Below are 24,993 nucleotides of genomic sequence, written 5' to 3'. Positions count from 1 at the left end.
AAAACTAACTCTTAGAAATTAAATTTTGAATATCCTGACTTCTATCAAGAATCTTTTGCAAACTAACTCTATTATGAATTGCAAAAATTGCACCAGCAAAAAGATGTGCAACATTAGCTTCATAATACCAAGGCTTGCTGACAAGCCTATCATCATGATATACAGCATTTGTTCCAATCACCTTATAAAAATAGCCTGCCTCATAAGCTTTATCAAAATACCTAATTGCATCCCCATTAAAAAATGGCAAACTTACTGCACATATAATCTTCTTAGCACCCATACTCTTTAACAGTTTCATAGCCTTAATAAAGGTTCCACCAGTAGCCAAAATATCATCGCTCATAAAAACATTCTTACCTTCCACATCTCCCAAAAGCTTAGTAACAGAAATATTGGAATCGTTAACATTATGGGTTACCTTTGAATAATCTCTTTCCTTATAAAGCAAAGCTAAGGGCCTTTTAAGATTAGACGCAAAAAACTTGTTCCTATTAACAGCTCCTGTATCAGGAGAAACAACTACCAAATTTGAATCTCTAATATCAATTAATTCAGCTAAAGCATCGAAAATTTCATAAGATGCATTCAAATTTTCAAAATAAGCTTTTCTAAAGACATTTTCAATTGCTTTTGAATGAATATCTAGTGTTAAAATATGTTTAACGCCCAATTCTTCCAGCAATCTACCAAAAAGACTTGCTGTTAACCCTTCCCTGGAATGCTTTTTATCTTGCCTTGAATAAGGATAAGAAGGAACAATAACACTCACAGAATTAGCCTTAGCTTGCATGCATGCATCTATTGTAGTCATCAAATTCATTAGATGATCATTAATTGTCATTACTACTTTTTCATCATTATTTACATTGACTGGATAAGTATTAGAAACGTCTTGAACAATAAAAATATCTTTATTTCTTATGGTTTTTAAAATTTCTGTTTTAAATTCACCATTAGCAAACTTAATAAAATTTGCAGGAACTTCTATAGTCTTATCAAAATTTAAGTCAGAAAACTTAAATCCCTCTAAAAAAAGAGATAAAATTCCCTCAAATTTCAAAATATCTTCTTTTAAACAATGAGAAGTTTGAGAAATTTTTTCAATAGCCCTACTCTCAGTATCGGAAAATATTTTCCTAAGTTCTTCCATTATTTTATCTGCAAATACCCTTCCACCAGGACAGGCAATAATACCTATTGATTTTTTAATAAGCAAACTCAATTTTAAAGCTCCCTAACTCGAACAAAAAATCTTTATTTCATTGTACATTAATATAAACAATTCAAACAAGCTCAAGACATATATCTAAAGTTAAAACAATAAAAAGTGTATTATGTATAAATTAAAAATTAGATAACATAAGAACTTATTTATTACCTACCTAAATAACTTCAAACTCAAAACCTATCCCAAACTTAAAATCAGAAAATTTATCATTTTGAATATTCCAACAATAATATCCCTCAAGTGCCAAAAAAGCAAATGTAGCTCTCATACCAAGATCCCAACCAAACATACCAAATTCAGTCAAAATAGAATCTTGAACAGAAGTAGCCATATTAATTCTAGGCCCAGTAAATAATAAAATAGCCCCAATAAAAAAGTCTAACCTTGTATAAAATCTAGACTCAATAGCCGCAATGAATGAAAAAATATCATTCAATCGTCCTTTATGATTAACACTTCTAAATACATTAAAATCAAATCCAAGTTCAAAACCAAGTGAAAGGAAATCATCAAATCCCGCTCCCATTTGAGCATATCCTCCATAAGTTAAACCGCTCTTAGAAATGTCAACAATCTCTGCAAAATTTTTAACAATTTGTTCTCTCTCCAAAGTAGATATCTCACTTTCAAGTTTTGCACCAATATCTAAAGCTGTATTATAAAAGTTTGAAATAGTACTAATTGGAAAATCCAAACCAAATCCTAAATTAAATTCAAAAATAACATTTGAAAATGCATTGCTTGTAATAAATATCAAAAAGCTTAAAAATAAAACCTTTATCCGCATAATACTTCAATCCTCTAGATACTTAGAAACGAATTTATAAATTAAACCCATACAACAAAAAATACCGAAATTAATACAAATGATCTCCAACATTATTCCTCCAAAACAGATGAGACTATTTCAATGGCATTAGAAGGAACTGAATATTTTAATTCCTTATATTTCAATATATATTTTTTTGCACTTTTCAGATCTTTCTTTAAATAATACATATAAAAAACATTAAATAACGCTTCTTGATTAGCAGGTGCTATCTCTAAAGTTTTTAAATAAAAATTTAAAGCTCCTTCCAAATCATCTTTTCTCAAGAATAAATAAGCTTTTAAATTAATTAACAAAATATTATTGGGATCATTCTTTAACAAAGGTTCAAGTTTTAACTCAGCATCATCATATTTCTTTAAATTGATGTAAGCCAAAATAAAATTATAACTAGACACCCTATTAACACTAGAATCAAACTTAATAGCCTGTTCATAAAGTGCAACAGACGCTTGATCATTACCAAGCTCCTCATTTAATTTGGCAAGTTTATAATACTCATCTGAGATATCTTGATAAGATTTAGAAAGAGTTTCACAAGAAAATACAAAACAACAAAGAAAAATAAACAATATCTTATACATCAAAGTAAAACCTGAATACTAGCTTAAGCTAATATCACCAACTTAAAACATCAATTTAAATTAATACTTAAATAATTACTGGAATCTCAAATCCAAGTCCAACCCTTAAGTCTCTATACTTAAGATCATTAATAGAAAATAATACTGATGATTCCAAATTAATAAAGACTAATCTCAACCTGAGACCTGATTCAATAATATTAAAAGGATTAGTCACTCTGCTATGACCAAGTAAATTACCTACATAAAGAGGATCTATAACCAAAGATCTATCACCAAAACCTGCAAACAAAGTAGCTGCTAAATAATAAATATCATATTTTATGAATAATCTAGGCATTACCCCAAAACCCAAATCAAAATCATAAGGAGACTTCAAAAGGTTTAAATCGGGAATCATCATCCTTCCAAGATTAAAACCAAATCCAAGTTCAAATCCATAATAAAAATCACTGATAAAAATAGGAAAACCTATTTGAAAATAACCTTGAAAACCAGCACTAAATAAAGGTGATAATTTTTGTCTTAAAGACTCATTTAAAACAGTTCCTGATGTAGACACATCATTCCACAAGACCGTAAAATCATCTAGACTACCAATCCCAAATTCACTTAATTGATCAAATATCACATCATTTAGTTCAAGAGCCTGTTTTGTTGTTTCTTCTAGTTGAGTCAAAAATTCTCTCATATTCAATCCAACTCTATCTAAATTCTTCAACAATTTCTCTTTATCTAACTTCCTAAGTTCAAGCAAAAACTTTCTTAAATCATGAGTACTATTAATAAGTGGCTCTAAATCATCCAAATTAAACTTATTGATACCATTATCGACTTGTGAAGCTTTATTTTGATTCTTCCTATAAAACTGAAATAAAATAGCTAAATTTTGCTGAAAAGAATCATATAAATTAGATAAATTGTCCTCAAATACATTTAAACGAGGCAAAAAATTACCTTGAAAATCTCTCAAAATAGGAAACAATCTAGGACTCATTAACTTATCTAAAACTGTACCTGTTTCCTTATTAAATAAATAAAGTGATTCAATACTAATTTGTGTGGTAAAACCTGCCGAAAAATACAAAACCTTAGCATAAGAAGTACTAAAAAATAATAAAAACAATATTATGAAAATCAAAAATCGTTTCATAGCCTAAACCTTGATCAAATGGATAAAAAAATATCAAATAATTGAATTATATTATATAATTATACAACATAATTCAATTATAACAACCTTTATTGCAAAAAATGCAATACAACCATACTTTTAAGTTGCATCACATTATTCAATTAACATAAATATTAAAGCAAACAAATAGAGAAAGATTCCTATATATTAAGAATCTTTCTTGAATGACTAACTCAATAACACAATTAAAGCTTCTCCTGATCATATCTGTTAAATATGTGCTCTGTTAAATATCTGCCAACTGACTTTTTATCTTGCACAAGCTTAGATATTATATTAAAATGCCTCGGTTCAATCTTAAAATATTTGTAAGCTCTCCCATCTTTAAAAAATACAGAAAGCTCAAACAAAGCAGAATCGTAATCAATCTGACATATTTTGCTCAATTCATGAGATATTATTAAAGTATTCAAACTTATACCCTCCAATAGTTATTTTAGGAGTATAAAATATAAAGTAAAGAAAGAATAAATTCATTAAATGATAAACATTCTTAATCAATAAAATCAAAATTTACTAAATGATATATTCCTTATAATTAAATGTATATGTTTAACACAATCTAAGTCAAGCAAGTATGTTAAATAACTTAAAGTCTTTCACGAGATCAAACAGAAAACGAACATATTTGTATCACATAAACAAAAAACTAAAATTTAAGAAAACAATAACTTCTATATCAAACGTTTCTTCATAATTACTAAATAAACACACTTTATACTTCAAATAAACCGTAAATTCTCCTGCTAAAAAAAGGCAATTAGAAAAAATTACTTACCTTTTAGACACCACAATTCTCTTAAGTCAAAATCAACTGGAATAGTTTAAAATAGACTTTTTTTTAAAAATCATGTAGAATTTGAAGTAATTCGTGTTCGAACTATACACATACTCAGGAGGAAAAATATTCCATGGACTATAAAAAATTGCGAAATATAGGTATCAGTGCTCACATTGATTCAGGCAAAACCACACTCACAGAACGTATTCTTTTTTATTGCAACAAAATTCACGCAATCCATGAAGTCAAGGGAAAAGATGGAGTTGGAGCAACAATGGATTCAATGGAACTTGAAAGAGAACGGGGCATTACAATAGCGTCGGCTGCAACTCATGTGGAATGGAAAAATCATCCAATCAACATTATTGATACTCCAGGTCACGTCGACTTTACAATTGAAGTTGAACGTTCACTTAGAGTTCTAGATGGAGCAATACTTGTTCTTGATTCTGTTGCAGGAGTTCAATCTCAATCAATTACAGTTGATAGACAACTGAAAAGATACAATGTACCGCGCCTTGCATTCATAAATAAATGTGATAAGACTGGAGCAAATCCTAATAATGTAAAAGATCAACTTAAAGATAAGCTTGACTTAAATGCGGTTCTAATGCAAATTCCAATCGGACTCGAAGATAAACATATGGGAGTTGTCGATCTTGTTTTAATGAAAGCCTATTATTTTGAAGGTAAAGATGGAACAGAAATTATAGAGAAAGAAATTCCTGATGAACTATTAAATGAGACTGAAGAAAAGCGTAAAATAATGCTAGATGCATTGTCTGACTTTAACGACGAACTTATGGAACTCCATATGGAGGGACAAGATATAGCTATAGAGACAATATATGATGCTATTAGAACTGGTACTTTAGCTTTAAAACTTTGTCCAGTATTTATGGGTTCTGCTTATAAAAATAAAGGTGTTCAGCTTTTACTTGATGCTGTAAATAGATTTTTACCCGCTCCTCATGATATTAAAAATGTGGCACTTGATTTAAACAAAAACGAAAAAGAAATCGAACTTAAAACTGATGATACATTACCAACTGTGGCACTAGCCTTTAAACTGGAAGATGGACAATACGGACAATTAACTTATGTCAGAATATATCAAGGGATTTTAAAAAAGGGACAAGAGCTCATAAATTCAAGGACCTCTAAAAAATTTAAAGTCGGCAGACTCATTAGAATGCATGCCAATAATACTGAAGACATAGAATTCGGGAATAGTGGCGATATTGTTGCATTATTTGGAATAGAATGTGCATCAGGAGATACATTCTGTGACCCTTCAATTAACTATTCAATGACGTCAATGTACATCCCAGAGCCAGTAATATCTTTATCAATAAAACCCAAGGATAAAAAATCAGCCGATAACATGGCAAAAGCTCTTGGAAGGTTCACCAAAGAAGATCCTACATTCAAAACTTATATAGATCCCGAATCAAAAGAAACAATCATACAAGGAATGGGTGAACTACACTTAGAAGTCTACATTGAAAGAATGAAAAGAGAATTTAAAGCAGAAGTGGAAACAGGAATGTCCCAAGTAGCATACAGAGAAACCATTACAGACAAAGCAGAATTTAATTATACTCATAAAAAGCAATCAGGAGGTGCAGGCCAATTCGGAAGGGTTGCTGGATTTATGGAACCACTCGATACAGAAAGACAAACTTATGAATTTGTAAATCTTATAAAGGGTGGAGTAATTCCAACAGAATATATTCCATCATGTGACAAAGGATTCCAAAAAGCTATGGAAAAGGGAACTTTGATTGGTTTTCCAATAGTAGGGATTAAAATCACAATTAATGATGGCCAATATCATGTTGTTGACTCATCAGACATTGCATTCCAACTTGCAGCCATTGGAGCATTCAGAGAAGCTTATAATAAGGCAAAACCCACAATACTTGAACCAATAATGAGAGTAACTCTTGAAGGACCAACCGAGTTCCAAGGCAATATGTTTGGTCTTTTAAACCAAAGAAGAGGAATAATTGTAGGCTCTGTTGAAGAGGGCAATTTCTCAAAAGTCGAAGCCGAGGTACCCTTAAGCGAGATGTTTGGATTTTCAACTATTTTAAGATCGTCCACACAAGGGAAAGCCGAATTTTCAATGGAATTCTTAAGATATGGGAAAGTTCCAAGTACAATATTTAATGAACTATGTAAAAAATTTAATGAACAAAAAAAATAAGGAGGGAATTATGTTTGAATTAACGCAAGACAAACAAGAAATAAAGATAAAAAACAAATTTCTAGCTCAAGTTTTTGGGCTAATGGCAATTGGTCTCTTAATATCCGCAATATTCGCATACACAACATCTGAAAACGCAACAATGCGAGCCATAATATTTACAAATCCAATGTCATATATAGCAATACTAATTGTACAATTTGGACTAGTTTATGCAATAAGTGGAGCAATTGAAAGAATATCAAGTAGTACAGCAACAGCACTTTTCTTAGGATACTCAGCTTTAACAGGAGTGACACTATCTTCTGTATTTATGATATACACTCAAGGCTCAATAGTTTATACATTTGGCATTACTTCTTTAACTTTCCTTGCAATGTCCTTTTACGGATATACAACAAGCACAGACCTTACAAAAATGGGAAGTTATTTCATCATGGGCTTATGGGGTATTATTATTGCATCTATTTTTAATATATTTTTTAGAAGTTCAGGACTAGATTTTTTAATCTCAATTCTAGGTGTTATATTATTTACAGGATTAACGGCTTATGATGTTCAGAATATCTCTAAAATGAATAGAATGCTAGAAGATGGTACTGAAATTAAAAGTAGAATGGCAATTGTGGCTTCTTTAAAACTTTACCTGGATTTCATAAATTTATTTCTATACCTACTAAGATTTTTAGGCCAAAGAAAAGATTAAGAGCCAAAAGACAAACTTAAAATTAACGTTAAAGTAAAAATGAATGCTTTAATTAAGCATTCATTTTTAGGAGTTAAATTGAGCATAGATACCCTAGAATTTGAAGAAAGCAATATTCAAAATGTTATAAAGAGCAATTTTGAATTCGAAGGATATGTAGAAAGCAATAAGCCAATAATCATCGAAGGAATATTTAAAGGACTTATAAACTCCACAAGCTCAATATACCTAAGAGAAAAAGCTAATGTAGAAGCAGAAATCAAGTGCAATAACTTCCTAAATCATGGAACAATGAAAGGTAACGTAGAGGCTTTAGAGACAATAAAAATTTATAAAACTGGAAAGTTAATTGGCAATATCAAAACAAAAGAACTTTTCATAGATCCAGGAGCACTATTTAATGGAAATTGTGAAATGGAGGAAAAATGATAAACAAAAATTTTGGCTTAAAAATAATTATTATGCTACTCTTATGCTTAAGCCTACTAAAAGCACAAGAAAAAGAAGATTCACTTTTACTCTATAGACAAGGTAAATTTCAAGAAGCCATTATAAATACCCAAAACGAAATAAAATACAATCCAAATAATTTAGATGCAAGAGTAATACTCATATGGAGTTTAATAGCAACAGGAGAATACAAAAGAGCTGAAATAGAATCTATTAAGGGCCTTGAAATAAAAAAGCATGACGCAAGAATAATACAAGCACTAGGAGAAGCATACTTTTTTCAAGGACAATACAAAAACGCCCTTAAATATTTTCAAAAATATATTAGTCTTGAGCCTAATGGACCTCGAATAGCTAAAGTATACATCTTAACTGCAGACTCCTTTTATAAACTTGAAAGATACAACGAAGCTGATTTTGCATATGAAAATGCTTTAAGATTTCTGCCAAACAACCAAAGCATACTATTAAAGCTAGCAAAAGCAAGAATCAATGCAAAAAATAAAAGCTTAGCAAAAGAAACTCTAACACAATTGCTAACTTTAAATCCCAATCACTTAGAAGCAAAAAATCTATTAGAAAAGATAGAAAAAAATAATAACAATCCTTGACATTACACCTATAAGCATTTATCCTATTTATTAGTTTATTAATAAACAGAGGGCTGCTAGCTCAGTTGGTTAGAGCGTCGGATTCTTAACCCGTAGGTCACAGGTTCGAGTCCTGTGCAGCTCACTATATAATAAGTCAAGTGAAAGCTTTATTTATTTCAAGTAATTGACACAACTTGAAATAAATGGTATAATTAAGGCTGTCAAGTTTGAGTGTTATCCATGGGCTCATAGCTCAGTTGGTTAGAGCATCGCCCTTTTAAGGCGGTGGCCGTAGGTTCGAGTCCTACTGAGCTCAATTTTCTGTCCTCTTAGTCTAGTGGTTAGGACTCCAGGTTTTCATCCTGGCAGCAGGGGTTCGAGCCCCCTAGAGGATGTACATAGAGAAAACTCTAGGGGTTCTCTTATTGGCATTATCATATATTTATTCTATGTAAAATAACAAAAGCTATCGCCATCTTAGTAATTATTTTAACGATACTAATAAATTTCCACACAATACATGATAATAAAAACAAAAAACTAACAATAGAGATTCAAATGAATAATATCAAACTTATCAGACCAAATAATGTTGTTGAAATAAAAAATATGGATATTAAAACAGTAATTTCAAATCTCCAAAAATTTAAAATATTAATTAGTCAAAATGAATATTTTATTAAATTTAGTCTTCACACAAAGATGTTTATAAAAAGAATCTCAAAAAATAATAGTATCTAATTTAAAAAAGTACACACTACTAAAAAATAAGAATGATGGAATAAAACAAACAACAATATGATTTAAATAAGCTACATTGAGTATATTGGCAGGAATTATTATAATGATATAAACAAACCAATCAATTCCAATCTAAAATTAAGAAACATCTTGTTTACAACTTATTCAAAAGATAAAACTACGTAAAAAATAACCCAAATGATCATTTTTATTGCATGAAATCTTACACATGTATAACTTTAATAAAGTAATCTCTAATTCCTAGAATAAAATATCTTATCAAAAGATAAAAAATTCTAGATTAAACTTTTAGACGACAAGATTATGATGTTAAGTTTAAATACTTAGTAAAGAACGAATTCTAAACCCACACATCCCAAATTCCATAAGAGAATATTACAAACCATTTAACTAACAATAGTTCTCTACAATTGAAATAAAAAGATACACAAAATGGACTATAAAATTAGAAGAATTAATATGGAAATCAAGAGGATTAATAGCTGCAAAACTATTAATCCTCTTCAAAGGCAAAATAATGAAATAACAAAATTTTAAATCAACTGCTCTTTTCTGGAATCAACACAATCTCTGTCTTTTGACCAAAATTAATGCCCTTAAACAAGGTATTTATGATATCTTTCTTTAAACTATTTTCGATAAATTTAACACTAAAAGTGTCTTTAAAAGCATCATACCAGAGAACTGAACTTAATATTTTTGAAAGCCAATATCCATTACTTTCAGAACCAATATTATTATTTTTAATAATATTTCTCTTAATATAATCAAAATCCTCGTCCACGACACCTATTTTCTGTTTTTCTAAGATATACTCATGAACAGCCATTAAAACATTATCCAGCACCTTAGGCTCAACCATAAAAGATATACTTATAAAACCATCTGAATCAGAATGTTTTCTAAGTAAACAATCAAAAGCTGCTCCTATTGAATAAACACTAGAAAGCTTCCTTCTAATGGTTTTAACAAGACCTTCTGTTAATAGCGATGCCAAAGCTTCATAATTCAAAACATTCTCAGGTGTATAATTGAACTTAAAAGGATACAAAATACACACAGTACTACTTGAATCCTCACCCTTCCTTATAATTATCCTATCTATATTTCTCTTATAAGAATAATCCAAATCCCTAAACTCATCCAAATTTTTAGAACTTAAATTACCCAAATACTTACCTGAAAGACTTTTTATTGTCTCTAAGTTAACATCTCCCACAAAGATAAACTTGAAGTTGTTTGCATAAGTAAATCTCTTTTTATAGAAATCCAAAAGGAGCTCCTTCGACACATTTTTTAAATCAGAGTATTCAATATCTCTCAAACGATAGTCATCATTGTTATAAAATCGATTAATAGCACTATAAAAGAGATGCTTAGAATCATTTTGCCTACTCTTAATTACTGCTTTTACATCCTCAATCATACTTTGCAAAATAACATCATCTATCTTTGGCTCATTAAATGTAAAGTATATAAGCTTAAAAAGAGTTTCAAGGTCCTTAACATCAGCACTACCACCAATACTTGACATTTGATCACCAACTGTTGGGATCAAACTTACAACCTTATCTGATAAATATTTATCAACTTGAAGCTTAGAATAATCTCCATACCCTGAATTAGAAACTACTCTTGGTGCCAAAGACAAAACAGGCACAAGTTCAGCATTCTCACTCAACAAACCACCCCAAGAAGATGCTCTAAAATTGACTACATTTTTCTGACGCTCATTATTTTTAAAGTAAACTTCAACGCCATTCTCTAACATAAAGTATGAAATTCCATCAGATAATTCTTTCTCGTCAACAATATTTTTACTTTCCAGAGACTTTTCAAAGAATTCTCCCTGAATTAATATATCATTATAAGGCTTAATTTCTTTATCCAAAGCAAGGTTACGTAATTCTTTTACCTCTTCAAGAGTCAAGTTGGGATGAGACTTCTTAGAATAAAAATAAATAATGCTCATATTATTTAAGGATGCCTCACTCCTAGCCAAATCTGATATTGCTCTTAAGCTAATTTTATTTAGATGATCAATAGCAATATCAAAGTACTCATTCATATCAAACATCTGAGAGCCCCCAGAAGCAACATCTACTAAAATGTCCACAATACTAGATGAATGTCGTTTATTGATATTATCCTTACTAAGCCTATAATAACTAATAAGCTTAGACTTAATCTTATCAACCTCGCCCTTTGTAAAACCAAACCTCTTGATTCTCTCAATTTCATAGAAGAACCCCTCAACAGCTTCTTTAAAATGCTTCGGATTAATATTAAAGGAAATTTCATTAAGCAAAATATAATTATTATCATCTGATGCAAAATGTGAATTAGATTTATTAAATGACATAAAATAATTTGTCCCAGAGGTTTTTAATTCATAAAATCTATTTATAAAAAGATCGTCTAATAAAGTTTCCTCAACCAATCTTTTAACTTCACTAATAGTAGCAAAATTATATTTCTCCTCAATTTCTTTTTTAACAACAAAACTCATACTAGGAAATGGAGTCTCAAAATCCTCTATACTTACAAATTCTTCATCAATGACTGTATTCAAATTTATTTTAATTTTTTCAGGATCACCTACTGGTTTAGCAAAAGATGAAAATCGTTCTTTGACTTTCTTTTCAATTTTATAAGGATCAATATCTCCCACAATAATGACACTAGTAAGATCTGGTCTATACCATTTTTTATAAAATTTCTTAAAGTCTGCTGACTTAAAAGATAAAATTCTCTCTTCAAGTCCAATAGGGGATCTGACCTCATATTTACTATTCTTCAAAACAATCCTAAACATTTTTTCTCTCAATCGACCTAAATAATTTTCTCGAAGCTTTTTCTCTTCAAGAATGATATTACGTTCTCTATCTATTGCTACTTCATCAAATTCGATTTGGAAAGCCCAGTTCTTTAATAAATTCAAAGCCTCATCAATCTCTGACTCATTACCACCATCCGGCAAATCAAGACGATAATAAGTTTTATCAAAACTAGTATAAGCATTAATATCAGCTCCAAATTCCATTCCAAATTTTTTAAGAACTTCCAAAATATTTTCACCACCAGGATAATCCTTTGTACCCTTAAAAGCCATATGCTCAAGATAATGCGCTAAACCTCGTTCATTTTCCTCTTCATTTAAAGATCCAACATTAAACAAAATTCCCATGTAAACAGCCTTACTTGGAACTTGATTGCCATAAATATAATATCTAAGCCCATTCTCAAGTTGACCACTTACTAAGTTTTTATCAATCTCTAAACTAACAGGCAAACAAGATAAAATAAGAAAGGCTAAAATTAAAGAGATAAACTTTAATACATTCATACTATTAACATATTCATTAATATATTTATATTTCATTTTACTTTCCTTGAATTGATTATTACATTATACATCTCTTGAATTTTTCTAAGCATAGATGAAAATCCAAAATCGTACCAATCCTTTATGCCCTTTAACTTAGAAATAGGGAACAATTCATAAAATAAGAACAAAAGTTCCTCCTTAGATAACTTTAAAATGTCATCAAAATAAACTCTCTTATTCAATTCCCCAACATAAACAAAAGGTTCCAATTTATCTAAAACCAATTTACTAAAATCAGGATTTAAAATACTCTTCTCATAAATTTCGATAGTAGTATATTCACTTGATACACCATCATAAGCTTTAAAAGATACTGAATCTAAAATAACAAAATTACCATCTTGAATACCTACATTACGCCCATCTAAAGTTTTCAAAAATCCATCACCACTGTCAAAATAAATAGAAGTGTTTAAAGCTTTCGAAGCTTTTAAGATAAATTTTGAACTATCAAAATTTTTTGGACGTTGTAAAGTATTATTAATATGTTGTATCTCATCTAACTCATCACTGCCACTTACAAATTGCACATCTCTTTCAGCCAAGGCCTGCTTAGCCAAATCGATATATGTAAAAAGTTCATTCTTTTGAGTAAAATATTGTTCTCTCTCTAGTAAGTGGATCACTAACAATAGATCTTTCTTCTCAAGACTGCGATAAAAATCAATATCCTCTAAATTAATCCCAAAAACAAAACTGTGAATAAAAGTAATAAGGATAACTAAAAAATACCTACCCATATACATCACCTCCACACATATTATTTTAATTTCACTATCTCAACTCTAAAAAAACAGGACAATGATCGCTACCCAATACTTCCCTTAAAATTAAAGCATCTTTTACTTCAAATTTAAAGACTTCATTAACAACAAAATAATCAATCCTCCAACCTATATTACGTTCCCTTGCCCTTGTTCTATAATCCCACCAAGTATAATTACCCGGCTCCTTATTAAACATTCTGAAGGTATCCACATAACCCCCATTTAAAAAATTATCCATCCAAGTAGTTTCTTCAATGTAAAAACCAGCAGATTCTCTGCTGGTTTTAGGATTAGATAAATCAATCTCCATATGCGCAATATTAAAATCACCACAAATTACAAGGTTTTTTCCAGAATCTACAAATGAATTTGCAATAGACTCAAGAGCCATTAAAAATTCAAGCTTATAAGTAAGTCTTTTTCTTAAAGCCTGAGAATTAGGAAAATACGCATTAATAAGAATAAAATCATGGTAATGAGCAATAAGACATCTTCCTTCCCTATCAAACACTTCCACATTCATATTCTCTAATTTAACAGGCTTAATCTTTGAATAAAGACCAACCCCACTATAACCCTTTACTACAGACTCTGCAAAATATGAATAATATCCTTCAATATCTATAAGCTCTTTTGGTAACTGTTCTTTGCAAGCCTTAGTTTCCTGAAGACACAAAATATCTGGATTATACTTTTTAACAAACTCAAGAAAACCTTTACCAAGAACAGCCCTTATTCCATTGACATTCCAAGAAATTAAATTCACAATTACCTACCAATTTAAACATGTATCTTCAAACCATCATAAGCCAAATAAATATTATCTCGCTTTAGATAATCAAATTCTTCATGCATTATATCATGTGCAATATGTGTAAAATAAGCAATTTTAGGATTTATTTTTTTAACCTCAATAATAGCATCATCAAAATTTAGATGACCAGGATGAGGTTTAACCCTTAAAGCATCTATTACTAGTACATCTAATCCTTTTAAATAGTTGTAAGAAATTTCAGGAATAGATTTAACATCAGTAAGGTATGCTAGATTATCTATTCTATACCCTAAACTAATGATATCCCCATGTAATAAAGGAATTGGCATTATCTTTATTCCTCTAAAAAAAATTTGTTGTAAATCCATTACCAAATTAGGAATAATGTTTGCTTTTCCACTTATAGACACTTTTGATGAAAAATTATGCGGGAAGGCATTTTTAATATGCTGCATCGTACTCTCTCTAGCATAAATAGGTAAAGGAACAGTCCTTGTATAAAACTTAATATCATCAAGACCCATAATATGATCATAGTGCTCATGAGTATAGAGTATCAAATCTAACTTAACGATCTTTTCTCTTAAAAGCTGTGTCCTGATATCAGGACCTGTATCAATTAATAAGTTCATTCCACATGAATTGATGAAAAATGCACTTCTAAGTCTTTTGTTTTTACCAAAGTTTAAACTACATACTCTACAATCGCAATTCAACATAGGAACACCACTTGATGCACCGGTTCCTAAAAAGATTCCAAACATGTATTACTATTGCCTCTTGAAGGTCAAATTATAACACAATAAAAACAAATGATAAAAGAAAAAAATATTAAATAAAACAAGAATTAATGAATAAATCAAACCTAATGGATAGAAACTTAAATCATAAAATCGCCACCCTTCAGAAAAAGAAATTATAAAATCAACCAATTACAATTAACTATAACTCTAATTATATATTTTCAAATCAAAATTCAAAAAATTACAACAAATCATTTAAAATCAATTAAGATAGAGCCAATATAATTCACTAAATCACAAATCAACCTAGCTTGAGTTATATAATTATCGCTTACATCAATCATTACAATTTACTTTATAACTAAATAAATTATTTTGTAAATATCGTTTTTATGCTTATAATTACTTAAGGAAAATTTATTTTTTATGAATGAACAATCTTACGAAATAATATTTTTACTAGGCTTTAGCATATTTTTGGTAATAAATTTCTTCAATTTTAAAAGAGAATTTTCTTATGAAGATTATTTCATAATCTTCCCAGGAATCTTCTTTATAATTACCCTATACCTAACAGAAATTAGACCATTCATGATTTATATTGGTCCTATATTTTTATTTTTTCTAATAACAACCACTATGAAAATCATAAAAACAATAATTCTTAGAAGACAAACAAAGAAAAAGGAAAATAAACTTAAAAAAATCATTTTTACAATCCCATTTAAAATGATGGTAGTATTACCATCGATAATTATAGTACTAATTGCAACAGTATTTTCATACCTTGGCCTCTTCACAAATTACCCAAAAGACGCAAATCCCAACTACAAAGTAGGCTTTACAAAAATTAAAGATCACAGTAATAATTTAAATCTATCAGTTTGGTACCCAATTAGTCTCACCTTAGGAATTAGACATCAAAATCCTTTTTTTTACTACGATTTTAATCCATTGTTCATAAATGAAATGAATTATCTACCAAAATATGAAAATGTATATAAAGAAGCCCCAATTAGCAAAAACCAAAAACTATACGATAGCATTTTAATTATCCTGCCCTTTTATTCTCATGATTCAATGTTTAAATCATTCGTAAACAGACTAGTTAAAAAAGGAAATATTGTATATCTATACACCCCACAATACAAACACATAAATACTCACGATTTCACTAAAACCAAAAATAAGAGCTTGTTAAATTATATTGCAAACGCAACTATTAAATATTTAATAGAACCTATAAAAATTTTTAGTGACAGAAAGGATAAAACATCTGAAGTTACAGAAATTCAAAATGTTCTTGAGCTTATTAAATCAACTCAAAAATTAAAATTTCTAGATCTAAGAATGGATCTAAATAAATTAATCCTAATTACAATGGGAAATCAAGCAAACATTGCAAACGAAATCATTAGTAAAAACGAACAAATAAAGAAATATATAAACATCGGTGGAAAGCCTCAAAACTCAAAAATACTAACATTACAACTACTACTAAAACAAGACGAAAATGAATGGCAAAAAACGGTTACAGATCCATCTTCCATAAAAGTGACAAACATAAATAACATTGGTGAAATTTCTGATTTCATCTTCAGTAGAGGCTACTTAGAAAGTTTCAATGTTTTTGAAGATAAAAAGTTAGTGTTATCAAGATTTGATTTTGTAATCAACGAAATCGACAAATTCATTGAAAGGTCTTAAAAATGCAAAAAAAATTCATACGGTTATTAATATCAATATCATTGATATTAATAACCGTAAAAAGCTATTGTATAGAAGAAATAATTGAAATAAACACTGAAATGCAAAAAGAAAAATATATTCCTTTTCTCTTAAGTAAAGGAAAAAGCCAAGTAGAAGATCTGGTAAAATATACATTAAAAATGAATCCCTACCTTGAAGCTGAATACGTCAAAACAATTGCACAAACTTACATAGATGAATCCCTAATTGAAGGAATAAACTCTGACATTGCATATGCTCAAATGCTACTTGAAACGGGCATCTTAAAATTCAATGGTATTGTCTCTAAAGAACAATATAATTTCTCAGGCATAGGAGCTACTGATAACTCGACAAAGGGAGATTCTTTTGCAAATATCAAAGAAGGAATAAGAGCACACATTCAACATTTAAAAGCTTATGCTTCAAAACAAAACATAAACTCCAATATGGTTGACCCTAGATTTTACCTAGTCAAGAGAGGCTCTGCTCCAACAATATATGATCTTACAGGAAAATGGGCCAAAGACGAACTTTACGATAAAAAGTTAAAGAGAATACTACTTGGATTATTAGAATTTGATAATGCAAAAAAATAAAGATACTATGCTAGAAATACTAGAATTTATATATAGTAAATACAATAAACAAGAATTTATTCATCCAGATCCACTAGAATTTCTATACAAATATACAAATAAAGAAGATATCGAACTTGCAGGTCTTATTAGCTCATCAATCGCACTAGGAAGAGTTGAGCAAATACTGGCAGCAATTGATACAGTTTTAAAACCACTTGGGAATAAGCCTTCAGAAACACTCAAAACACTTAAAAAAAAAGATTTATACATAATATATAAAGATTTTACTTATCGATTTTTCAAAACAGAAGATATTGTAAACTTATTAATGTCTTTAAAGAAAATAAAAGAAAAATACTTAACAATTGAGAATTTACTTTATAATATTTACAAGAAAAATCAAAACCTCATATCAAGCTTAGAAGATTTAATAACGCAAATGGAAAACATCAATGGGCACCCATTTGGCATAATACTCCCAAAACCCTCAAGGGGAAGTGCCTGTAAAAGATTATTTCTATTCTTAAGATGGATGATAAGAAAAGATGATGTTGATTTAGGAATTTGGAATAAGTTCAACCCATCAAATTTAATAGTTCCAATGGATACTCACATGATAGATATCTCATCAAAACTATTTAATCTCCAAACCACCAAAAATGTAAGCCTTAAAAGAGCAATAGAAATCACAAAACATTTCTCAAAAATGAATAAAGATGATCCTGTAAAATATGACTTTTCCTTGACCCGGTTTGGAATAAACAGAAAATTTAATAAGAAAGAACTATTTACAAACCTTTTTAAACTTTAATACCAAGAATTAAAATTAGCATCAAAATATTAACAATTGTCTCTAAAAGCATTTCCCAAAATCCTAATGCCTTCAAGAGTTAAATACAAATTAGATATAAAATCTATATTTATTAACGGTAAAATTAAATAAGAATTACCACCTGTAATTATCAATTCAAATTTCCTATCATAATTACGCATAAGTTCATGATAAACACCCTCTACTAAATATTTATACTGATAAATTAAACCACTATTTACACTATCAATAGTTGATAAGCCTAACAATTTTTTTGGTACTGTAAGATTAAAATCTTTTAAAAGATATGCTTTATGAATTAATGCATTTAAACTTGTAAAAGGTCCACCATTAATAAGACCACCAAGTATGCCTTCCTTCCTGCTAATTGCAAAAATAGTACAAGCAGTTCCAAGATCTAACACCAAAGCATCATTAACATTATAATACTCAATAGCTCCAATAAGATTCGCAAAAACATCTGACCCTAATACAAAACGATTGCCATTATAAGGATTAAAACTTAACTCATAATTTAAATCAAATCTAATAAACAAAGGAGTTACCTTATAAAGAGCAAAAATAACATTCATAAGTAATTTATCAATTGATGGTACAACACTACTTACAAATACTTGATCAACCTTATAGTTAAATTTAACTTTAAGAAACTCATAAAGCTCCTTAAAACTCAAATCATGTTTTGTGCCAAGCTTGCAAAATACATGCATTTTATCCAACCTATACAATGCAAAAGATATACTTGTATTACCAATATCAATGATTAACTGAACTGCATCAACAAACTTACTCATTAATCTTGCCAAATACCTCTAAATCATCAAATCTTAAGAGAATTTTTGTATCGTCGGACTTCTTAGGTGTTATTTTTAAAACCAATATATTATTATCTAAATAATATCTCCATCCATCAGAATATATATAAAACTGGGGATCTGTAAACCAATCAATATTCCTAAACCTAACCAATGTAGGACGTGGAATTCCTTTAAAAAAGAAGTACCCAGGAGAATTTAAACTATGATTAAAATCAATAGAATAAAAAGTATCAGAAAATTTAAAATTTACAATCTTTGACGCACCATATATCCAATGTCCAACTCCAAGATTTGGAAACAAACTAAATTTTGGAATATAATCATTTTCAACAATATCAGCATAATAATTCTCATACGGAATTTTATCAATATCAGGCTTAAGTAAAGAATAATAAATAGCATTAAAAGCAAGATCTAAGATCAAATCACATCCTAATTGGGCAGCAAGTCTTTTAATCAAGCCTGCAATCTTAAGTGTATATTCAAAATCCCAAGACAAATCATTCTTATTTCCAGAAACATACACCTTTCCATCACTAGTTACAGAAAATAAAGTAGACACAAATTTAATTAACTCCTCTTTCAACTTATCAAGCACAAAACTATTATTATCAAACTGCAAAAATATAATATAATTAGAAAGCACATTATAAGCTTGAATTAAATTAAATCCAGAAGTCAATATTACTTCCGGTTCCCTCAAAATATTTAATGCATCATTCAAAATAGAAACATTTTCAGATAAAAAAATCTTCTCCAGAAGATATGAATCTTCTTTCAAATACCTTAAAAGCTTATCCGTCTCAAGAGAATTAATAAAAGTTTTATTTACAGATAAATAATGAAAAAATTTATCTATCTTATCCGCATCAACATAGTAACTTGCACTTAAATATGTCAAATGATTTTCATTAAGACTCACTAAAGATTTAAGCTTTGAAAATATATCTTCATAATTAGGCCTTGTTAAAGACTCGGCTAAAAGATAAATAAATATATCCTCATCAAAGAAGTACACATCGCCTCTACGCCATCCACCTTTCTCAACACTAAAACTTGACTTGTCACTCCATGAAGCATATGCTTTATCTCTAAACCTAATCAACGCCAAGTTAAAATTCTCTTTACTTACCTTCCTAATCAATGAATATATAAGATTAGAATTTACATCTAACTTAATATCCCTAGAATGTCCTTTAAAAACCAATTCCTCTGAAGTTCTAGATTCTTCAACCAAATTTCCGATTTGAAAAACTTCCTGAGGACTAACTGAAATTTCTCTCTCGCTCATTTGACTATGTTTTCCTAAAGAAACATCAAAATGACTACCGGAGCCCTTAATGATAATATTTTTATCAAATAAAACTTTATAATCATCCTCAATTTCATAACTCATTAACAGTTTTTTAGAAAGATTTGAGCTAACATTAAAATTATTATCTGAATCAAATGAAAACAGTAAGAAAATATTATTCTCAAAATAAACATAAATTGCATTATCCTGAACTTTATAAGAAATGGGATAAAGATGAAGATCATTTTCAGGAATAATCAGAGGCTTAGTTTTAGATAAATTTATCTTAATTCCTCTTATACTAAGAGTAAGATTGTCTAAAACATATTGATTATCTTCAACTCTATTGCTAACCAAAAATTTTAAATCCTTTAATAAAAATATATTTAAATTTAAGTCTCTAAACTGAATAAAAATAACCAAAAATAAAAACAGAATGCCAATTAACAAGTAAAAAACACTTAAACTCAAATATTTATTCATATCATCTAATATTAATAACAAAGAATTAAAATATCAACATCAGTTGTATAAAAGCAAAAAACTTAATAAAATTAATAAAAGCATACATGATGAGTAAGGATAGGAGTAAAAAAACAAATGAAGATTCCAAAAAACTATATTCCAGGTACAAATCCATATAAATCCCTCCCTAAGAAACCTATTATTGAATCAAAAAAAATATCGAAAAAACAAGAACTAATAAATTCAGAAATAATGAATGTGCAAGAAAGGATACTAAAATTATACATGAGAAGATTACAAAAGAAAGAACAAATAATGCTTCAGAACTTCATAATGGAAGGACACAAAGTTGGTTCCAAAATTTTTAACAACTTACCAAGAATCTTAAAAGAAATAATAACTATAATGAACATAGAATCTCTAAAAGTACTACTGAGAAATACAAAAAATCCTATTAAAAAACTTTATATCAAGTTTTCAACTTGGACACTAAATAAGCTATTAAAAACTATTAATAATTCCACTATAACTCAAGAAAAAAACAGCCCAAAAAAACATAAAGGAATAAGGAAATAAACATTCCCTCTACTGATTTAAATAAATAACAAGGAATATCTAAACAATCTTTTTACATAAGTCAAGATAAGTTGTTAAGGCTTAAAGTCACAATATAAATTACAATTGAGCTTTAATGTCCAAAATAACAGCATCATTTAAAAAAATATGCAACCCTTGCCTTGAGGGACTCACTTACTAATTAAGGATAAACTCTAAAATAGAAAAATCATCTCTAAACGCATTATATCTTGATAAATCCAACATCTTTTCATAAATGCGCACTAAAATAAAATCATCTAAATCATATGAACTTTCTTTCAATACATTATAAAAATTATCAATAGACATTATTACACCTTGCTTATTTTCAACTTCATAAACACCATCACTAAAAAGCAAGAGGTGTGAAAATTTACTCAATACATATTCATTCTCCTCATAAGAATATATTTCTCCAACTCCAAGAATAGTTCCTCTTGACTGAAGATAAATATTATCTTGATGATTTAAAACAACAGCCGGAGGTGCTCCTGCCGACGCGAACCTTAGATGTCTCGTTTTTACATTTAAAACACCATACCACAATGTAATAAACATATCACTTTTAAACTTAACAAAATAACTGTTAACATACCTTAAAACTTTAGATGGAGTAACATCATTAGTATTAATAATATAAGAATTAATAACACTTGAAACGCTAAGTGATAAAAGTGCAGAACCTATTCCATGACCTGAAATATCTATCAAATAAATTATTAAATCATCATTAATAAAATAATAATTAAAAAAATCACCTCCAATTCTCTCTGATGGAACAAAAACCCAATTAGAACTAAGGAATTCATTTTGTATCTTCTTTGGCAATAAATTTTCAATATAATTTCCAGCTTCAATTAGCTCATTCTCAAAATATTTTCTACCATGAAGCACAAGATCCAAATATTTCTGTCCCTGTTCTATAACCTTTTTCTTTTCAATAAAACTATTTATCCTAATATCCAACACTAAAAAATCCAAACTTCTCAAAAAATAATCATCAACTTGCTCTTCAATAAAAGTTTGAATAATATCTGTCCTATTTATCTGAGAAATAACAATAACAGGAATCATCTCATAAAGACCATGATTCTTAACATTTCTAAGCAAGTTTAAAATTAACTGTATATATTCATCCGAATTTAAATCAAGAATAATTAAATCATAAAAATCATTACAGAGTAACTGATTGAACAAGTCAACAGTATCTGTAGACACAACACCATAACCTTTTAAAACCAAATGATCTTTAAGTCTTGCACTATAAATGATATCAAAGGAGAAAATCAATATCTTATGTCCATCTTTACTGAAAGCCTGTCTACTTGAAAGAGCAGAAGAGAGAACTATATTCTCAATCTCAACCTCTACATAAGATATTATCGATGAGATCTTACAAGCAATGGCCTTAAAAAAAGCTATACCAGTATCTTTAATCTCACTATAAAGCATAGAATTCTCTATTAATTCCAAAGATAAATACAAATAAGAAATTAAATCACATTTCATGCTTCTAATTAGAAATTTACCTAAGTTCAACTCTTGAAAGCCTTCAAATTCTCCCTGGAACTTATTAGCAACCTCCAAAGTTAATTCAAGATAATTTGTAATATCATCATAAAAATACCTAGGTGTTTCTTTGTAAAGTTCATAAGAATAAGTATTTATAAGCAAGAAAATCTCTTCTAATTTTAAACTAAACTCATTTAATATACTAATAACATTATTACTATTCATCCTTAGTCAACGCAACTTTTAAAATAGGAAGTAAAATGTCATTACCAAAGGCTTTCCTAGAAATTTTAACTATCATAGGACTTTGCCTCCTTTTATACTCACTATTAGAATAAAGATCTAACACCTTTGTGACTACTTCTTCTCCAAAAGATTTATAAAGCACTTCCAAGGGCTCATTTTTAAGTAAATATTGACTCAATATCTCATCAAGAACTTCATATGTAGGAAGAAAGTCACTGTCTTTTTGATCAGGTCTCAACTCAGCAGAAGGTTCCTTTAAAAGAATATTAACAGAAATAACTTCTTTTCCCTCTTTTAAATTAATATATCTTGCGAGATTATAAACATCGCGCTTAAATAAATCGCCAATCAAAGAAATTCCACCACAAGAATCACCATAAAGAGTGAAATAACCAACAGCAATTTCACTCTTATTCCCAGTATTGATAAGCAAAGACTTATTTGCATTACTGTAAGACATTAAAAAAAGACCTCTAAGTCTGGATTGAAGATTCTCTTCAGTAATTCCTTTCGTATTAAAATACCCATCAAAAAATTCCAAAGCAGATTGAAACATACTCTCAATAGGCATATCAATTAATTTAAATCCTAGTTCCCTTGAAAGTTCCTTTGCATCAGAAACAGATCCTTTTGATGAAAATCTACTAGGCATAGAAATGCCCACAACTCTATGAGACCCTAAAGCAATACATGCAATATAAGCAACAAGAGCAGAATCAATGCCTCCTGAAATACCAAAATGAACTTTATCAAACCCAGATAACCTAACATATTCTCTTAAAGCACTTACCAATGCCCCAATAAGTTTATCAAAAATCTTAGACTCGCAGTCTAGCTCTAAAACATAAAATTCTTCATTAAATAAAATATCGTTTTCAAATTCCTTAGCCTGTTTTATTTTTCCATATTTATTAATAAAAAAACTCAAACCATCAAATACAGTAGAATCATAAATACCACATAAATTGGCATAAGCAACTTCTAAGTCATTTTTCATAGCTATTTTTCTAAAGAACTCAATCCTTAAGTTATTTTTATCACAAGTAAAATAAGACTTTGACGGAACTAAGAGATAATCAGCTTTACTTAAAAGTTCATTAAATTTTACCTCAAATCCCTGAAACAAAAGCTCATCGTTCAAGTTCAAGATAGCAACACTGTGACCCTTATAATCAAATAAGACCGGCACATTAACTTCTTTAGTTGTCAATATAAAACTGTGATCACTCACTACAGATACAGAGTCTAATAATTTGCCTTCATGAAAACTATAATGTCCAAATACGACACAAAGCCTATCATCAACTTGCTCTTTTATAAAATCAAGGTAATTAAGAATTTTTTTCAAATATTCTGGTCTCTGAAACAAACTCTCGTATTCAATAATCCCAACAAAAATAAAAGGAAAAACTAAAATATCAACTTTATGTTGAAGAGCATACTCATAATTTTCCCTAAACTCATCTAAAATCTGTTTAAACTTAAAAACATTACACTTTGTTTGTGCTATACATATTTTCACAAAGTAAATCATAAGAAATAACAGAAAAAATTACAAGAAAACCATAAATCACACTTAACAATTTCTCAAGTCTTACCTTTAATGCTCATTAAATCAGAATCATACTCATCAACTACTTTACCTGCTCAGGTTATAAAAATTAAGTAAAATTTCAATGGATATCTCCCTTTAACGCCCTTGAAAAATTCTTTTTTAGATACTTAATAAGCTTCCACCACTAACACCAATTTTGAAAAAATAAAAAATGAAATACCATAACTGTAAATTGTCTTACAAAATTTTGAAATCTTATCATTCAATCCAGGTTGCTGAAAGCCAAACTAATTACAAATAAATATCAAACTTAAAAAGTCTTTCCACTTATTATTATATATCCTGTAGAACA

21 protein-coding genes and 3 tRNA genes are annotated in these 24,993 nt (G+C 29.0%); 11 read left to right on the top strand and 13 right to left on the bottom strand.

The window, feature by feature from the left end; translation table 11 throughout:
* Positions 1–4: 4 nt before the first annotated feature.
* From N187_RS02695 to N187_RS02675, 5 genes are all read right to left on the bottom strand, one after another.
* Positions 5–1,225 (bottom strand): ribose-phosphate pyrophosphokinase, encoded by a 1,221-nt coding sequence (locus N187_RS02695; RefSeq protein ID WP_025419715.1) that lies wholly within the window; start codon positions 1,223–1,225, stop codon positions 5–7.
* Positions 1,226–1,385: 160 nt separating this feature from the next.
* Entirely contained in the window at positions 1,386–2,021 is a 636-nt protein-coding gene (locus N187_RS02690; protein WP_025419714.1) for a hypothetical protein, read from the bottom strand.
* 89 nt (positions 2,022–2,110) lie between these two features.
* Positions 2,111–2,644 (bottom strand): tetratricopeptide repeat protein, encoded by a 534-nt coding sequence (locus N187_RS02685; RefSeq protein WP_025419713.1) that lies wholly within the window; start codon positions 2,642–2,644, stop codon positions 2,111–2,113.
* Positions 2,645–2,711: 67 nt separating this feature from the next.
* The gene (locus tag N187_RS02680) at positions 2,712–3,797 is read right to left on the bottom strand and encodes a hypothetical protein (RefSeq protein WP_025419712.1); all 1,086 of its coding nucleotides are present in this window, start codon (positions 3,795–3,797) and stop codon (positions 2,712–2,714) included.
* Positions 3,798–4,024: 227 nt separating this feature from the next.
* Positions 4,025–4,252 (bottom strand): KTSC domain-containing protein, encoded by a 228-nt coding sequence (locus tag N187_RS02675; RefSeq protein ID WP_025419711.1) that lies wholly within the window; start codon positions 4,250–4,252, stop codon positions 4,025–4,027.
* Between the two features lie 498 nt (positions 4,253–4,750).
* On the opposite strand from N187_RS02675, the gene fusA reads away from it, so the two are divergent.
* The 7 genes from fusA (at position 4,751) to N187_RS02640 (ending at position 8,973) form a co-directional block, all read left to right on the top strand.
* On the top strand, positions 4,751–6,829 hold the full coding sequence (gene fusA / locus N187_RS02670) for an elongation factor G (RefSeq protein ID WP_075550320.1): 2,079 nt from the start codon (positions 4,751–4,753) through the stop codon (positions 6,827–6,829).
* Positions 6,830–6,839: 10 nt separating this feature from the next.
* A complete protein-coding gene (locus N187_RS02665; RefSeq protein ID WP_075550332.1) occupies positions 6,840–7,535 on the top strand; it encodes a Bax inhibitor-1/YccA family protein in 696 nt (231 codons plus the stop codon).
* A gap of 39 nt (positions 7,536–7,574) precedes the next feature.
* A complete protein-coding gene (locus tag N187_RS02660) occupies positions 7,575–7,964 on the top strand; it encodes a bactofilin family protein (protein WP_025419709.1) in 390 nt (129 codons plus the stop codon).
* Entirely contained in the window at positions 7,961–8,596 is a 636-nt protein-coding gene (locus tag N187_RS02655; protein WP_025419708.1) for a tetratricopeptide repeat protein, read from the top strand. Before N187_RS02660 ends, N187_RS02655 begins: the two co-directional genes overlap by 4 nt.
* A 50-nt stretch (positions 8,597–8,646) precedes the next feature.
* A tRNA-Lys gene (locus N187_RS02650) sits at positions 8,647–8,720 on the top strand.
* A gap of 100 nt (positions 8,721–8,820) precedes the next feature.
* Positions 8,821–8,894: transfer RNA gene (locus N187_RS02645), tRNA-Lys, on the top strand.
* 7 nt (positions 8,895–8,901) lie between these two features.
* Positions 8,902–8,973, top strand: a tRNA-Glu gene (locus N187_RS02640).
* Between the two features lie 905 nt (positions 8,974–9,878).
* On the opposite strand, the gene N187_RS02630 is transcribed toward N187_RS02640, so the two are convergent.
* The 4 genes from N187_RS02630 to N187_RS02615 are packed head-to-tail and all read right to left on the bottom strand — an operon-like array spanning position 9,879 to position 15,034.
* The gene (locus N187_RS02630) at positions 9,879–12,722 is read right to left on the bottom strand and encodes a M16 family metallopeptidase (RefSeq protein WP_025419706.1); all 2,844 of its coding nucleotides are present in this window, start codon (positions 12,720–12,722) and stop codon (positions 9,879–9,881) included.
* Positions 12,719–13,468 carry a hypothetical protein gene (locus tag N187_RS02625; RefSeq protein ID WP_025419705.1) on the bottom strand — a complete coding sequence of 250 codons (750 nt, stop codon included), beginning with the start codon at positions 13,466–13,468 and terminating at the stop codon, positions 12,719–12,721. The genes N187_RS02630 and N187_RS02625 overlap by 4 nt, the downstream gene beginning before the upstream one ends.
* Before the next feature lie 34 nt (positions 13,469–13,502).
* Positions 13,503–14,261 carry an exodeoxyribonuclease III gene (gene xth / locus N187_RS02620; protein WP_025419704.1) on the bottom strand — a complete coding sequence of 253 codons (759 nt, stop codon included), beginning with the start codon at positions 14,259–14,261 and terminating at the stop codon, positions 13,503–13,505.
* A gap of 14 nt (positions 14,262–14,275) precedes the next feature.
* A complete protein-coding gene (locus tag N187_RS02615; RefSeq protein ID WP_025419703.1) occupies positions 14,276–15,034 on the bottom strand; it encodes an MBL fold metallo-hydrolase in 759 nt (252 codons plus the stop codon).
* Between the two features lie 405 nt (positions 15,035–15,439).
* Here N187_RS02615 and N187_RS02610 point away from each other — a divergent pair, with 405 nt between their 5' ends.
* From N187_RS02610 to N187_RS02600, 3 genes are read left to right on the top strand one after another with little or no spacing between them, the layout of a single operon-like run.
* Entirely contained in the window at positions 15,440–16,720 is a 1,281-nt protein-coding gene (locus tag N187_RS02610) for a hypothetical protein (protein ID WP_025419702.1), read from the top strand.
* Between the two features lie 2 nt (positions 16,721–16,722).
* Positions 16,723–17,340, top strand: a complete 618-nt coding sequence (locus N187_RS02605) for a glucosaminidase domain-containing protein (protein ID WP_025419701.1) — start codon at positions 16,723–16,725, stop codon at positions 17,338–17,340.
* The gene (locus tag N187_RS02600; protein WP_025419700.1) at positions 17,327–18,133 is read left to right on the top strand and encodes a TIGR02757 family protein; all 807 of its coding nucleotides are present in this window, start codon (positions 17,327–17,329) and stop codon (positions 18,131–18,133) included. Before N187_RS02605 ends, N187_RS02600 begins: the two co-directional genes overlap by 14 nt.
* Positions 18,134–18,162: 29 nt before the next feature.
* Here N187_RS02600 and N187_RS02595 read toward each other — a convergent pair whose 3' ends face one another.
* A complete protein-coding gene (locus tag N187_RS02595; RefSeq protein ID WP_025419699.1) occupies positions 18,163–18,948 on the bottom strand; it encodes a type III pantothenate kinase in 786 nt (261 codons plus the stop codon).
* Positions 18,941–20,749, bottom strand: a complete 1,809-nt coding sequence (locus N187_RS02590) for a hypothetical protein (protein ID WP_025419698.1) — start codon at positions 20,747–20,749, stop codon at positions 18,941–18,943. Before N187_RS02590 ends, N187_RS02595 begins: the two co-directional genes overlap by 8 nt.
* Positions 20,750–20,866: 117 nt before the next feature.
* On the opposite strand from N187_RS02590, the gene N187_RS02585 reads away from it, so the two are divergent.
* Positions 20,867–21,307 carry a hypothetical protein gene (locus N187_RS02585; protein WP_025419697.1) on the top strand — a complete coding sequence of 147 codons (441 nt, stop codon included), beginning with the start codon at positions 20,867–20,869 and terminating at the stop codon, positions 21,305–21,307.
* A 177-nt stretch (positions 21,308–21,484) separates the two neighbouring features.
* On the opposite strand, the gene N187_RS02580 is transcribed toward N187_RS02585, so the two are convergent.
* Both N187_RS02580 and nadE read right to left on the bottom strand, forming a co-directional pair.
* Entirely contained in the window at positions 21,485–23,065 is a 1,581-nt protein-coding gene (locus N187_RS02580; protein WP_025419696.1) for a PP2C family protein-serine/threonine phosphatase, read from the bottom strand.
* Positions 23,058–24,608: an NAD(+) synthase gene (nadE, locus tag N187_RS02575; protein ID WP_025419695.1), complete on the bottom strand. Its 1,551-nt coding sequence runs from the start codon at positions 24,606–24,608 to the stop codon at positions 23,058–23,060. Before nadE ends, N187_RS02580 begins: the two co-directional genes overlap by 8 nt.
* Positions 24,609–24,993 lie beyond the last annotated feature (385 nt).

The organism is Borrelia anserina Es, assembly GCF_001936255.1.
In the GTDB taxonomy this organism is placed as follows: Bacteria; Spirochaetota; Spirochaetia; order Borreliales; family Borreliaceae; genus Borrelia; species Borrelia anserina.
Note: the sequence above shows the minus strand (reverse complement) of the source record. Positions and strands in the feature narration are given on the sequence as shown.

Coding starts and splice junctions, on each gene's coding strand:
- N187_RS02660 (WP_025419709.1), top strand. CDS start 7,575: ATGAATGCTTTAATTAAGCATTCATTTTTAGGAGTTAAATTGAGCATA.
- fusA (WP_075550320.1), top strand. CDS start 4,751: ATGGACTATAAAAAATTGCGAAATATAGGTATCAGTGCTCACATTGAT.
- N187_RS02605 (WP_025419701.1), top strand. CDS start 16,723: ATGCAAAAAAAATTCATACGGTTATTAATATCAATATCATTGATATTA.
- N187_RS02665 (WP_075550332.1), top strand. CDS start 6,840: ATGTTTGAATTAACGCAAGACAAACAAGAAATAAAGATAAAAAACAAA.
- N187_RS02655 (WP_025419708.1), top strand. CDS start 7,961: ATGATAAACAAAAATTTTGGCTTAAAAATAATTATTATGCTACTCTTA.
- N187_RS02585 (WP_025419697.1), top strand. CDS start 20,867: ATGAAGATTCCAAAAAACTATATTCCAGGTACAAATCCATATAAATCC.
- N187_RS02590 (WP_025419698.1), bottom strand. CDS start 20,749: ATGAATAAATATTTGAGTTTAAGTGTTTTTTACTTGTTAATTGGCATT.
- N187_RS02615 (WP_025419703.1), bottom strand. CDS start 15,034: ATGTTTGGAATCTTTTTAGGAACCGGTGCATCAAGTGGTGTTCCTATG.
- N187_RS02625 (WP_025419705.1), bottom strand. CDS start 13,468: ATGGGTAGGTATTTTTTAGTTATCCTTATTACTTTTATTCACAGTTTT.
- N187_RS02595 (WP_025419699.1), bottom strand. CDS start 18,948: ATGAGTAAGTTTGTTGATGCAGTTCAGTTAATCATTGATATTGGTAAT.
- N187_RS02580 (WP_025419696.1), bottom strand. CDS start 23,065: ATGAATAGTAATAATGTTATTAGTATATTAAATGAGTTTAGTTTAAAA.
- N187_RS02685 (WP_025419713.1), bottom strand. CDS start 2,644: ATGTATAAGATATTGTTTATTTTTCTTTGTTGTTTTGTATTTTCTTGT.
- N187_RS02600 (WP_025419700.1), top strand. CDS start 17,327: ATGCAAAAAAATAAAGATACTATGCTAGAAATACTAGAATTTATATAT.
- N187_RS02630 (WP_025419706.1), bottom strand. CDS start 12,722: ATGAAATATAAATATATTAATGAATATGTTAATAGTATGAATGTATTA.
- N187_RS02680 (WP_025419712.1), bottom strand. CDS start 3,797: ATGAAACGATTTTTGATTTTCATAATATTGTTTTTATTATTTTTTAGT.
- N187_RS02610 (WP_025419702.1), top strand. CDS start 15,440: ATGAATGAACAATCTTACGAAATAATATTTTTACTAGGCTTTAGCATA.